Origin of the sequence: Glycocaulis sp. (genome assembly GCF_052168375.1) — a bacterium.
GTDB lineage: Bacteria > Pseudomonadota > Alphaproteobacteria > Caulobacterales > Maricaulaceae > Glycocaulis.
The window spans coordinates 1-11,707 of record NZ_JBQLZR010000176.1 but is presented as its reverse complement, the minus strand read 5'-3'; the positions used below and the strand labels follow the sequence as shown (position 1 = coordinate 11,707).

The window sequence follows — 11,707 nt, the reverse complement described above, 5'->3', positions numbered from 1 at the left end:
CGCAAGCGGTGCACGCAGGGAAGCACCGTCCTTCGACCCTTCGCGCTTTCAGGCCTGGTCGGGCGGCGACCCGGTCTACCGGCTTTATCCCGGTGACGGGATCGAGGTTACGGTGCACACCGCGCCTGAACTGTCCCGCGAAGTGGAAATAGGCCCGGACGGACGGGCGAACCTGCCACTGGTCGGCGGTATCATGGTGGCCCAGAAGACGGCGCCGGAAGCAGCGCGCGCCATCGCGGACGGCTATGCGCGTGTCCTGCGCGATCCGATCGTGGAAGTGCGGCCCTTAAGCTTCGGCTCGCAGCGCATCCTTGTGGGCGGCGAGGTGAACGCGCCCGGCCCCTACCCCCTGCCCGACGGCCGGACGGGTGTTCTTGAAGCGATCATGTTCGCCGGCGGCTTCCAGACGAGCGCGCGGCGAGGTTCAGTCGTTGTCCTGCGGCGCGCGCCCGATGGCGGCGCCATGATGCGCACTGTCGATGTTGGCGCGGCCCTGCGAGGCCGTCCTGCCGACATGATCCCGCTGGCCCGCCACGATGTCGTGTTCGTGCCGCGCTCGGGCATTGCCGAGGTCAATCTGTTCGTCGACCAGTATGTACGTGGTATTCTGCCCCTCGATTCAGGTTTCAACTACCTGCTGTTCGAGGCGACCCGCGACTAGACCGGCCGCGTCAGACTAGTGGCGCGTGGACAGCCATTCGCGGGCAGCGCGCTGGGCCGCAGCGATCTCTTCGCTACCCATCTCGCTGGAAACTTCCCGGCGATAGTGCTTGGCGGGCTCTGAACCCATCAGCGCAGCCAGGTTGAACCATTTGTGCGCCTCGACAAAGTCGATGACGCCGCCCTGCCCGGTCGAGTAGATCAGGCCGAGCTTGCACAGGTCTTCGCCAGTCGGATCGGTGTTGATCGCGTCGTGAACCTGACGGGTTTCCACATCGGTGAAAGCCATTTTCTTCCCCATTCCTTTTCGGTTCTGCGGGGCTTTGCCCTCGTCTCGAACCGGTGATTGACACCCCACCACCCACGCAAGATTTCGCGTTTGTGTGAGGGCATAATCGCGGGGAAGTGTATCCACAGGGTTAAGGCGCACTAAGAATAATGCATTTTAAGCATTTATTTTCGTTAGGCTTTCCTACCAAGAAGTAACTCGCGGGCTCGTATGTCGAGCCGTTGGCCAAGCCCTGCCCGGCCACTGATTTCAACGCTGAATGCAGAAGCCAGAGCTGCCAGCACCATGCCAATGGCAAGCAAGGCGAACACGCCTGCGAGGGCAAAGCGCTGGACGGCGCCAGGCGTCAGCAAGGGGCGCGGCTCCTCGCCCCGGTCCAGATCCAGCGCTGCATGTCCGCGAAGGTGAACGAGTGCCAGCGTGCGCGGGCCAGCCTCCTGCGACAGGCGGCGCAGGCGCGAAACGTCCTGCAGGGTCTGCAACGCTGCTGTGAGCCGTATCGCGTCAATATTCGAGGTGTGGCGCGCAACGGCGGCCAACTCGCTGGCAACGGCGCGCAGGGCAACAGGGTCCGCCGCTTCCAGCACCTCGCGCCATGCCGCGTTCGCATGTCCACTCAGGAGGGCGGCCCGCATCAGCCGAGCGCCTTGCCCGGCGCTGCGGTCGGCCCCCGCCTGCGCCAGCGCGCATTCAAGCGCTTCGCCTGCAGCGCAGTGCTCCGTCATGGCGGCCTCGTCAGAGAGGAGCCAGAGTGTACCGGCTCCATCAGCAAGCCCGGGAAGAAGCGCGAGGTTCAATGCGCCGTTCTGGTGACCGGCAAAGAACGCCGCCTGCAGAGGATCCAGCCCGTCGTACAGGCGCGATGCCCGGTCCAGCCGGTTGCGCGCGGCCTGCGGCGCGAGCGCGAGCACGCCATTATCAGCCGGGCCAGCAAGCAGGCTCGCCCAGGCGTTTTCCAGTTCCCGCTCGCGCACCCATACCGGCAGGGCCCGCAAAATCGCCTCGGCTTCGTCTTGTGGCCGCCCGTCCAGCTCGGCCCAGAGAAGGCTGGCAAAGCGTTCACGGCCCACAATGTCCTCGAAGGCAGCAATCAGGCTCGCCGCAAGGGCGGTATCGGCCGGTGACTGGCCCTGCGGCCGCATCGCATCATTGAGTTCCTGGCTCCACACCGAGGACGCTGCATCTGCATCGGGGGCAAGCGCGGCAAAGGCGGAGCCAATCCGGTCATCGCCTGCCGCCGGGGTCGCGTTCGCGTCAAGCTGGCGAACCCCTTCGATTGTCCAATAAGCCGAGAGGCCTGCCAGCATCAGGAACAAAGCCGGGCGGACAGCCGAGCTGACAAGCGTCCAGCCCCACCATGCAAGACGGCGCGGCCAGCCTGCCTCCTGCGGCGAGCAGACACGGCGCTTGCGCGCGGCAATCCTTGCCAGACTGTCTGCTGTGTCGCGTCTCAAGCTCGTCATCCCCCCGGCGCCCATCTAACCATGCGCGGCAGCTGGGGGAAAGTCAGAGCGATTGCCTAGCGAGCCTTCTGGCCGAACAGTATCTCGCGGGCCTTCTTCGCCGCATCGCTGTCCTCGGCAAGGTTGGAACGCAATTCCTTGCCGGCATCGCGGCCCTTGCGCACGGCGGGGCGCTCCCTGATCCGCTCCACCCAGGCTTTCAGGTTCGGGAAATCATCAAGGTTCTGCCCTTGCCCTTCAGGCAAGATCCAGGGCCAGGCAGCCATGTCGGCAATGGAATACTCGCCAGCGAGATAGTCCCGGTCGGCAAGGCGGCGTTCCATCACGCCATAAAGGCGGTTTACTTCGTTGGTGTAGCGGTTGGCGCCGTATTCCAGCTTGCTCTCGTCAGGTTCGACTTTCCTGGCGTAGGAGCGGAAATGGTGTGCCTGACCGGCCATCGGGCCGAGGCCGCCCATCTGCCAGAAGAGCCATTGCTCCACATCGGCCTGTTCACGGGCATTGGCGCCGTAAAACTTGCCCGTCTTGCGAGCGAGATATTGCAGGATTGCACCGCTTTCGAAGACCGAGATCGGCTTGCCGTCCGGGCCATCGGGATCGGTGATCGCCGGCATGCGGTTGTTGGGGCTAATGCTGAGAAATTCGGGCTGGAACTGCTCACCCGCCCCGATATTTACCGGGCGCAGGCGATAGGGCAGCTCCATTTCTTCCAGAGCAATGGTGACCTTCCAGCCATTGGGGGTCGGCCAGTAGAAAACGTCGATGGGCTCGCTCATGCCTTTGTCTCCAGCTTGCGGCGCGACTTTGGGCCGCGCTTGTCGCACTGGCAAGTCGGCAGGGAGCGCTGCATCGTCAAGGGTGAGCGCGCTTCATCTCCGGGGTAAGACGCGCTAAATGGCCTGCCTGACCCCTCTCACGCTGGAAGTCCGAAATGAGCGCCATCCTGCAAGACCTGATCAAGCCCGTTTCCTTTGCGCAGGCCGCCCGCGACCCGCAGGGCTTTGCCGATGCGCTGTGCGGAAGTTTCCGCGAGTTCGGCTTTGCGGTGGTCAGCGACCACACAATCGACCAGGACGTGATCGACCGCGCCATTGCCGACACCAAGGCTTTCTTTGCCCTGCCAGATGAAACCAAGCGCCGCTACCACCAGCCGGGCGGCGGCGGACAGCGCGGCTACACGCCGTTTGGCGTCGAGGCGGCAAAGGGTGCGGCTGCCGTTGATCTGAAGGAGTTCTGGCATCGCGGGCGCGATCTGCCTGCCGGTCACCGCTTTGAGGCGATGATGCCCGCCAACGTGCCGGTAGCCGATGTGGCAGGCTTTGATGAAGCGACGCGTGACCTGTTTGATGCGCTGGACGCTATGGGCCGTATCCTTCTGAAGGCCATCGCGCGTCATCTGGATTTGCCGGAAAACTGGTTTGAAGCCCGCGTTGCCGAAGGCAATTCCATCCTGCGCCTCCTGCACTACCCCCCAATCAAGGGCGATCCTGACGGGGTGCGCGCGGGCGCCCACGAGGACATCAACGTCATCACCCTGCTGCTGGGGGCAGAGGAAGCCGGCTTGCAAGTGAAAACCCGGACGGGCGAGTGGCTGGCAATCAATCCGCCGCCGGGCGCGCTGGTCGTCAATGTGGGCGACATGCTGCAGCGCCTGACCAATCACGTGCTGCCGTCCACGACGCACCGCGTGGTCAATCCCAGCGCAGAGCGCATGGGCTATTCGCGCTATTCGACGCCCTTTTTCCTGCACTTTGCCCCGGATGTTGAGATCCGCACGCTGGAGCAATGCGTCAGCCCGGAAAATCCCGACCGCTATTTACAGCCCATTACCGCCCATGAGTATCTTATGGAGCGGCTGCGGGAGATTCGCCTCGCCTGACGAGGCCTGACGATTCCACAACACGGCCGCCGCTGACGGGGAGGCCGGCGCATGACGGATCGCAAGAGTCCTGAAGACAGCCTTCAGGTCATCCGCCTCATGACGCGACTGAACGCAATTGCCATCATCGCCTGGCAAGGCGGCGAAGCCCTGACCCAGCTTGGCGGGGCGGGACTGGGCGTTGGCTATCTCGCCTCCGGTATTGGCTTTGGCGTGTGGATGGTCAGTACAATCCTTTGGCTCTGGATCGTCATCTATGCGCGCAGGCGCTGGAAGCTCGATGTGCTGGGCGACAGCATTGCCCGCCAGGTGATCCTTCGCACCGGACGCACCACGCTGCCGGTTCTGGTGGTGTGCGTGGTCGTGGGCACGGGCGTGACCGTATTCAACGACCTACCCGCCGAAATCACATTGCGTATTTCCATCGCGGCGGTTGCGGGCACGGCCCTGCTGGCTGCGGCGGATAATGACCGCAGGCTGCGCAGCATGGCTCGGCAATAGATTTTGGCGATGAACGCCAGTGATACTATTCATTTCCGCAATGCCGTTGTCAGGCGCATAGTGCCATCAGGTTGAATTCCTGACCAACCGACCCAAGCCTTTACCGCGCCTCCGGCTCCCCCCGGAGGCGCGTTTTTGCAAGGCATCAGCGGCCCCGATCACCATTTCGTCAGAGGCTTTCCTGTGACCCGGCGTTGAACCGGCGGGCCACACTGCCTACCTTCGTGGTCACGCACATATCTCTTTTCACAAACAGCCTTGCGCGAGCGCGCGCGAGGCCAGGAGGATTCATGACCCCATCAAAACGTCATTTTCGTCATCACCGTGAACCGCGTATCGACATTGCCCGTGTGGGTGAGGCCGGCACCATCCTGGCCCTTGCCGCCCCCGGCTTTTCCGTCCCGGACCTGAACGCCGCAGCCAGCGCCGCCGAGCGCTCCGGCTACAAGCTGAAGGTCGCCTCCAATGCCCGTGCCCTGGTTTCGGGCCGGACGGAGACGGGCGAAGAAATGAACTTCGTCGTGGATGCCAGCTTTGATGACGTGACGGCCGATGAGGGCGCGGGTCTTGTCCTGCCAGGTGGCCGCCGCGCGGTGGATGCGCTGAACGATTCCAATGCTGCGCTGCGCTTGCTGCAGGACATGTTTGCTGCTGGCCGTCCGATTTTCGCATCGGGCGAGTCGCTCTCCATGCTGGCTGAGGTTTCCGGCAAGGAGATCGGCGAAGCCGATGCGGCGCTCGCGCTCAACGGCGAAGTCTTTGCCGCCAGCGGCGAAACTGCTCGCGACGATGTCGCCAAGGTATTTGCCGAGTCCCTTCAGACAACGACGTCCGAAGTGGCCTGAGGCACGCACCCGTCAGAAGAAAGCCCCGGAGCATCGCTCCGGGGCTTTTTTTGTATTCGCATGATGGGATGTGAGCCCCTAGCCTTCCCAGTTCCGGGGCAGCCAGCGCGCCGCCAGGAACATGAAGCCTGCGGCAACCAGATAGAGACACGAACCGATCAGGATCGAATAGCGCAGGGACTCGTCCCCGAAGGTCGGCATCAGGATGGTCGACAACTCGCCCAGCACGTAGATACCAACCCCGATCCCCAGAAGATTGTTGATCAGAAGGAAGATCGACGAGGCCACGGTCCGCATCGAGGCTGGCACGAGGTTCTGGAAGGCGGAAAGAACCGGGCCCAGCCATGCCAGCGCCAGCGCGTTTGGAATGATGAAGATAAAGAAGGCGATGGTGGCGTTCGGCGCGAGCACACCCACGGCATAGAAGGGCATGGTGAAGAGGAAGGCGATGCCCGGCACCAGCGCATACCAGGCCTTGGACTTCTTGCCGACCCAGTCAGAAATGAAGCCGCCCAGAATGATGCCGGCCGCTCCGCCGATCACCAGCAGCCCGCCAAACATCCAGCCCGTGGTGACAAGATCAAGGCCATAGGAACGCGCCAGGAAGCTCGGCACCCAGAAAAAGACGCCATAGCCCATCATGGACGAGCAGGCGGCCCCGAAGGTCAGGAACCAGAAGGCCGGCTTTTTCAGCAAGACGGCGATGACAGCAAAGAAGCTGGGCTTGGCCGCCTTGGCATCCATCTTGACCGTGTCGAGCTGGCCACGCGCAGGCTCGCGCACGGTCAGGCGGAATATCGGCGCGAGAACAATGCCTGCCGCGCCTACAATCACGAAGGCCCAGCGCCAGTCGAGGCCCTCGCCCACATTGCCGCTGGCGATCTGCGCGCCGGCAATCACGCCGAACGCACTGCCGAGCGGAATGCCGAGCGAATAGAAGGCGAGCGCACGGGCGCGGGCCTCTGGCGGGAAATAGTCTGCGATCAGCGAATAGGACGGTGCCACACCGCCTGCCTCCCCGACCCCCACGCCGACACGGGCTCCGAAGAGCTGCCAGAAATTCTGCGCCATGCCGCACAGCGCGGTGAACCCGCTCCAGATACCCAGCGAAATGGTGATGATCCAGACGCGGTTGGTCCGGTCTGCCAGCCAGGCGATGGGAACACCGAGCACCGAGTAGAGAAGCGCGAAGGCAATGCCGCCCAGAAGGCCGAGCTGGCGGTCATCCAGTCCCAGCTCTTCGCGGATCGGGATGGCGAGAATGGAGATGATCTGCCGGTCGAGAAAGTTGAACGCATAGACCAGGAACAGCATCACCATCACATAGCCACGATAGAGGCTGGATGGCGGCTTCGGGACAGTGGTCGCGGCAGCTACGCCCGGTGCACCCGGCGGCGTTTCACTCATGGTTCGCTCCCCTTGCAGGCAATGGCGTTACGCGCTGGTTATCCAGCGTCTCTGGTTGGAATTTTGACCGGCATCGAGGTCAGTGCAAAAGAAAAACGCCGCCGGAGCTGCATAGCATCCGGCGGCGTTTTCTCAGCCGTCCCCCGGCCTAGTAGCGTGCGGTGAAGACCAGACGCCAGGTGCGCGGAGCACCGTAATAGACGGTGCGGATATTCCCCACCGAGGAGAACTCCTGACCATCGGTCCGGTAGACTTCGTCAGCGAGGTTACGTCCATAGAGGCCCACCGAGTAGTTGCCATCCCGGTTGGTCCAGACCGCGTTGGCGTCATAGAGCCAGTAGGCGTCCTGATAGAGGCCCTCGATCTCGACATTGGAGTTCACCGGCGTGTTGTCGACGGCAAGCGCCATGCGCGAGCGGTAACGGGCAGAGCCGGACAGGCGCAGCGAGCCGTTCTCTGCAAGGTCGAACTCGTAGGACGCGCCGAAGCGGCTGGTCCATTCCGGCGAGAAGGCCGGATCCTGGAACGCGCGGCTGCCACCAAAATTGGTGAAGCGGGCGTCGGCGAATTCGCCGTAGGCGGCATCCAGATAGCCGATCTGGGCATCCAGAAGCAGCTCAGGCACCGGGTTGTAGGCCAGTTCGACCTCGAAGCCGGAGATTTCCAGGCTACCGGCGTTCAGAACGGTGAGTTCCGGCGAAGGCAGACCCGTTCCCGGATCGATCGCCAGACCCGACACCCGCGCCTGGAAGTCTTCATAGTCGTTGTAGAAGACCGTGAAATTGGCGCGCAGCGTGTTGTCCATCCAGTCGGTTTTCACGCCGAGCTCGTAGGAGGTGACGGTTTCCGGATCGTACGGAGCCTGCTCGCCCGGATTGTTGGCGCGGCCGTTGAAGCCACCCGATTTGAAGCCCTGCGACACGCGGCCATAGAACAGCACATTGTCGGAGAAGCGATAGTCGAGCGACACCATCGGAGAGGTGTTGGTCCAGCTTTCCTCGATGCGGAATGCCAGTGCCGGATCAACCGTCAGCCCCGGGAAGGTGGAGAAGGTCGACGTGGTGCGGAAATAGTCTTTCTGCTCGTCGGTGTAGCGAATACCCGCCGAGACCGAGAGACGGTCCGTCAGATCAAAGGTCGCGTTTGCGTAGAGCGCCCAGGAGCGGGTCTCCAGATCATCGTCGATCGTACGCAGGAAGGTAAAGCCGCCCGGCCCGGTCAGAAGGTCGTCCGCGAAGGCTTCCTGATGGGACTGGATGTCCTCGATCATGTAGAAGAGACCGCTGACCACCGTAAGGCGCTCGCCTTCATAGTTCAGCTGGAATTCCTGGCTGATCTGGTCCTGATCGACGGCCACCAGCACATCGCCCGTCTCCAGAGCGGTTGCGTCGATGTCGACGTAATCTTCGTACTCCAGCTCACGATAGGCGGTGATGGAGCGCAGGGTCAGCGTGTCGGAAAGCTCCCAGTTCATGGTCAGCGCCGAACCCCAGTGCGTCATTTCCGACGAGTTGGGCAGGCCCGGCGTCGCCACGCCGGTGAAGTTGTACGGCGGCACCTGCGCCGGCAGCGTCACGATCGGCACACCGAACAGGGTGGTCAGCGTATTGATCGGTTGGCCCATGGTCAGGGCATTGTTTTCACGCGACCAGTCTGCATTCCAGTCAACGGTGAAGCCCGGAGCCGCATCCCAGGCAAGCGCGACGCGCGCAGCCGTTGCGTTACGATCGTTGTATTCCTCGCCCGTATTCGGGTTGGTCACATAACCATCGCGCCCGGTTCCAAACAGCGCGACGCTGCCGGCAAGGTTCTCGGCGAGACCGCCGGAGACCGATGCACGGGCATCCCACAGCGAGTAGTTGCCAACGCCCACCTGGAACTGGCCGCGCGTTTCCTGGTCGGGACGGCGCGTGATGACGCGCAGTGCGCCACCGATGGTGTTCTTGCCGTAGAGCGTGCCTTGCGGGCCGCGCAGCACCTCGATGCGTTCGATGTCGAACAGGTCGAGCTGCGTGCCGCGAATACGCGAGTAGTACACGTCATCGACGTAGAAGCCGACGGCCGGATCAAAGGTCTGCAGCGCATCAGGCTGACCGACGCCGCGAATGTAGATGTTGGTGGCGTTCGACGAGCCGCGGCCCTGAACGATGTTCAGGTTCGGCACCGAGCCCTGAAGGCCGGTGGAGTCGGTGACGTCAATGCGCTCGAGGGCGGCTTCGGAGAAGGCCGACACGGCACCTGGAACATCCTGAAGGCTTTCTTCGGTACGGCGAGCCGTAACCACGATCACTTCACGGTTGGCGCTCGCGCCCTCTTCCTGAGCCAGCGCGGCCGGTGTCATGAAAGCAAGCGGCGACACGCCGGCAAGAGCGGCCGCGGCACCGAATGTGCGCAGTTTCATTTTCATGGTGATCCTCCCAATCGAATCATCGGGCGCCTGGTTCCTGCCAAGCGTCTCGCGGCGAATTACTTTCAACGTTGAATGAAAAGTCAATTGGTATCACACTCGAAGTCAGTGATCTGCTGGAAGGTGAGGCGATGCCGCAACAGATAGCCATCGACGCGCAGGGCGAAGCGGCCAAGAGTGACCGCATGTCAAATCGTACCCAAACCCGCCCGCAGAACCGGCGTGGCGAGAAGACGCGGGCCGCGCTGCTCGATGCCGCTGAATCGCTGTTCGCGCAGACGGGCTTTCATGCCGTCACCGTGCGCGAAATTGCGCGCAAGGCCGGAGCTGACCCGGCTCTGGTCACCTATTATTTCGGTGGCAAGCGCGAGCTGTTCGACGAGGTGCTTCTGCGCCGGGCGACAGAGCTGAACGCCATCCGCCTGAAAGAGCTTGAGGAGCTGGAGGCCCATGCCGGGCCGGAAGGCCCGACCGTGGAAGCGATCATCAATGCCTTCACCCATCCGCTTCTGGACCGTACCGCCAATGGCGGCCCCGGATGGAAGAATTATTTCGCGCTGATCGGGCAGATCACCAACACGCCGGAATGGGGCGCGGCGGTGATGAACAAGTATTTCGACCCCATCGTGGTGCGCTTTCTCGAAGCCTTGCGCCCCAAGATCCCCGGCTGCACCGAGGAAGATCTCTACTGGAGCTATCATTTCCTGTCGGGCGTACTGGTGCTGACCTTTGCCCAGACCGGGCGGATCGACGTGCTGTCCAAGGGCCTTTGCAAATCATCTGACATTGCAAGCGTGCACGAGCGCATGCCCGGCTTCATCGCCGCCGGCATACTCTATCTTCAGGAGCGTTCGCGCGCCCGCGCCAAGGAGGAGGCCGCAGCAAAATGACCGCCTTTGAACAACGCTTTTTCAAGGCCGCTGACGGTATCCGTACGGCCTATCGGTTCTATCCCGCATCAGGCGGCAGTGGCTCGCTGCCCGTCATCTGCCTGCATGGCCTGACGCGCAACAGCCGCGATTTTGAAGGCCTCGCCCCGTCCATCGCGGCGGGTGGACGAAATGTCATCGCGGTCGATGTGCGCGGACGCGGCCTTTCAGACCGGGGCTCGGCACCGGACCGCTACAACCCGCAAGTCTATGTGGAAGACATGCTGGGCCTGCTGGATCAGGAAGGCATTGCGAAGATCATCGCCATCGGCACCTCGATGGGCGGGCTGATGACCATGATCACAGCGGCACTGCGCCCGGGCCTGCTGGCCGGCGCTGTCCTGAACGATATCGGCCCCGAGCTTGATCCCGCAGGCCTGACGCGGATCGCAGGCTATGTCGGCGGCGCCAAGGGGCCGATGGCCGACTGGCATGAGGCAGCCGCAGCTGTCCGTGCCGTCAATGGCGAGGCATTCCCCGACGAGACCGGTGAAGCCTTCTGGATCGCGTTCGCAAAGCGCACCTGCCGCGAGCGCCCTGACGGTCTTATCGAGCTTGATTATGATCCGGCCATCGCCGAACCCTTCCGTGAGCCGGGCGGTGCAGCGCCGCCCGATCTCTGGCCTGTCTTCGATGCGCTGGCGCCAGTTCCCGTACTGGCCATTCGCGGTGCGATCAGTGACCTGCTTTCCCCGGAAGTCTTCGCCCGCATGGCGCAGCGCCACCCCAACCTCACGCCAGTTGAAGTGCCTCGTGTCGGCCATGCGCCGATGTTGACCGAACCTGCTGCCCGCACTGCCATTCAAACCTTTCTTGAAGGTCTCGACTGATGCGCAACCTCCTTCTGACGATCCTTGGCCTCCTCATCCTTGCAGGTGTCGCCGCCATCGCCGTGACTGTCTGGCTGTCGCGCACGCCGCAAGCCGCTGAGGCCCCTGCCCTTGCGTCTGGCGAACGCATGGTAGAGGCAGCCGGAATGACCTGGCGCGTGCGCGAGGATGGCAACGCCGATGCGCCACCAATCGTGCTGATCCACGGATTCTCGCATTCGCTGGAAGGCTTTGACGACTGGGCCGACGCGCTGTCAGAGGATTACCGCGTCATCCGCTTCGACCTGCCTGGCCACGCCATGACCGGCCCGCGCAGCGATAATGCCTATTCCAATGAGGATACCGCCGCGCAGGTGGGCCAGCTTCTTGAAGCGCTGGAGATAGACCGCGCCGTCATTGGCGGCAGTTCGCTCGGCGGCCTGATCGCCTGGCGCCAAGCTGCTGCGAACCCGGACCGCGTCGCGGGCCTGATCCTTGTCAGTCCGGGCGGGTACTCG

12 protein-coding genes are annotated in these 11,707 nt (G+C 63.2%); 7 read left to right on the top strand and 5 right to left on the bottom strand.

The genetic code is table 11. The features are described from left to right. Positions 1–661, top strand: a 661-nt coding sequence (locus ACTS2Z_RS07155; protein ID WP_442572535.1) for a polysaccharide biosynthesis/export family protein, incomplete at its 5' end; no start/stop codon positions are given. 15 nt (positions 662–676) lie between these two features. Here the strand turns inward: ACTS2Z_RS07155 and ACTS2Z_RS07150 are convergent. The 3 genes from ACTS2Z_RS07150 to ACTS2Z_RS07140 all read right to left on the bottom strand — a co-directional run bounded on the left by ACTS2Z_RS07150 (position 677) and on the right by ACTS2Z_RS07140 (position 3,188). Next, entirely contained in the window at positions 677–949 is a 273-nt protein-coding gene (locus tag ACTS2Z_RS07150; RefSeq protein WP_442572534.1) for a hypothetical protein, read from the bottom strand. A 173-nt stretch (positions 950–1,122) separates the two neighbouring features. Then, entirely contained in the window at positions 1,123–2,403 is a 1,281-nt protein-coding gene (locus ACTS2Z_RS07145; RefSeq protein WP_442572533.1) for a hypothetical protein, read from the bottom strand. A gap of 65 nt (positions 2,404–2,468) precedes the next feature. Next, positions 2,469–3,188 carry a glutathione S-transferase N-terminal domain-containing protein gene (locus ACTS2Z_RS07140; protein ID WP_442572532.1) on the bottom strand — a complete coding sequence of 240 codons (720 nt, stop codon included), beginning with the start codon at positions 3,186–3,188 and terminating at the stop codon, positions 2,469–2,471. Positions 3,189–3,343: 155 nt separating this feature from the next. Between ACTS2Z_RS07140 and ACTS2Z_RS07135 the strand changes: the two genes are divergently transcribed. From ACTS2Z_RS07135 to ACTS2Z_RS07125, 3 genes are all read left to right on the top strand, one after another. Then, the gene (locus tag ACTS2Z_RS07135) at positions 3,344–4,291 is read left to right on the top strand and encodes an isopenicillin N synthase family dioxygenase (RefSeq protein ID WP_442572531.1); all 948 of its coding nucleotides are present in this window, start codon (positions 3,344–3,346) and stop codon (positions 4,289–4,291) included. Positions 4,292–4,342: 51 nt separating this feature from the next. Beyond that, on the top strand, positions 4,343–4,792 hold the full coding sequence (locus ACTS2Z_RS07130) for a hypothetical protein (protein WP_442572530.1): 450 nt from the start codon (positions 4,343–4,345) through the stop codon (positions 4,790–4,792). Between the two features lie 290 nt (positions 4,793–5,082). Next, the gene (locus ACTS2Z_RS07125) at positions 5,083–5,637 is read left to right on the top strand and encodes a DJ-1/PfpI family protein (protein WP_442572529.1); all 555 of its coding nucleotides are present in this window, start codon (positions 5,083–5,085) and stop codon (positions 5,635–5,637) included. Positions 5,638–5,715: 78 nt separating this feature from the next. Here ACTS2Z_RS07125 and ACTS2Z_RS07120 read toward each other — a convergent pair whose 3' ends face one another. Next, the gene (locus ACTS2Z_RS07120) at positions 5,716–7,044 is read right to left on the bottom strand and encodes a spinster family MFS transporter (RefSeq protein ID WP_442572528.1); all 1,329 of its coding nucleotides are present in this window, start codon (positions 7,042–7,044) and stop codon (positions 5,716–5,718) included. Positions 7,045–7,192: 148 nt separating this feature from the next. Continuing rightward, positions 7,193–9,451 carry a TonB-dependent receptor gene (locus tag ACTS2Z_RS07115; protein WP_442572527.1) on the bottom strand — a complete coding sequence of 753 codons (2,259 nt, stop codon included), beginning with the start codon at positions 9,449–9,451 and terminating at the stop codon, positions 7,193–7,195. A 185-nt stretch (positions 9,452–9,636) separates the two neighbouring features. Here ACTS2Z_RS07115 and ACTS2Z_RS07110 point away from each other — a divergent pair, with 185 nt between their 5' ends. The 3 genes from ACTS2Z_RS07110 to ACTS2Z_RS07100 form a co-directional block, all read left to right on the top strand. Further along, entirely contained in the window at positions 9,637–10,341 is a 705-nt protein-coding gene (locus ACTS2Z_RS07110) for a TetR/AcrR family transcriptional regulator (protein ID WP_442572526.1), read from the top strand. After that, complete coding sequence (locus ACTS2Z_RS07105; RefSeq protein ID WP_442572525.1) at positions 10,338–11,210, top strand: alpha/beta fold hydrolase; 873 nt, start codon at positions 10,338–10,340, stop codon at positions 11,208–11,210. Before ACTS2Z_RS07110 ends, ACTS2Z_RS07105 begins: the two co-directional genes overlap by 4 nt. After that, on the top strand, positions 11,210–11,707 hold a 498-nt coding region (locus tag ACTS2Z_RS07100), incomplete at its 3' end, for an alpha/beta fold hydrolase (RefSeq protein ID WP_442572524.1). The genes ACTS2Z_RS07105 and ACTS2Z_RS07100, both read left to right, overlap by 1 nt.

What these genes read in the sequence shown, in the direction of transcription:
- ACTS2Z_RS07120 (WP_442572528.1), bottom strand. Translation starts at nt 7,044, where the DNA reads ATGAGTGAAACGCCGCCGGGTGCACCGGGCGTAGCTGCCGCGACCACT.
- ACTS2Z_RS07105 (WP_442572525.1), top strand. Translation starts at nt 10,338, where the DNA reads ATGACCGCCTTTGAACAACGCTTTTTCAAGGCCGCTGACGGTATCCGT.
- ACTS2Z_RS07125 (WP_442572529.1), top strand. Translation starts at nt 5,083, where the DNA reads ATGACCCCATCAAAACGTCATTTTCGTCATCACCGTGAACCGCGTATC.
- ACTS2Z_RS07140 (WP_442572532.1), bottom strand. Translation starts at nt 3,188, where the DNA reads ATGAGCGAGCCCATCGACGTTTTCTACTGGCCGACCCCCAATGGCTGG.
- ACTS2Z_RS07110 (WP_442572526.1), top strand. Translation starts at nt 9,637, where the DNA reads ATGTCAAATCGTACCCAAACCCGCCCGCAGAACCGGCGTGGCGAGAAG.
- ACTS2Z_RS07150 (WP_442572534.1), bottom strand. Translation starts at nt 949, where the DNA reads ATGGCTTTCACCGATGTGGAAACCCGTCAGGTTCACGACGCGATCAAC.
- ACTS2Z_RS07135 (WP_442572531.1), top strand. Translation starts at nt 3,344, where the DNA reads ATGAGCGCCATCCTGCAAGACCTGATCAAGCCCGTTTCCTTTGCGCAG.
- ACTS2Z_RS07130 (WP_442572530.1), top strand. Translation starts at nt 4,343, where the DNA reads ATGACGGATCGCAAGAGTCCTGAAGACAGCCTTCAGGTCATCCGCCTC.
- ACTS2Z_RS07115 (WP_442572527.1), bottom strand. Translation starts at nt 9,451, where the DNA reads ATGAAAATGAAACTGCGCACATTCGGTGCCGCGGCCGCTCTTGCCGGC.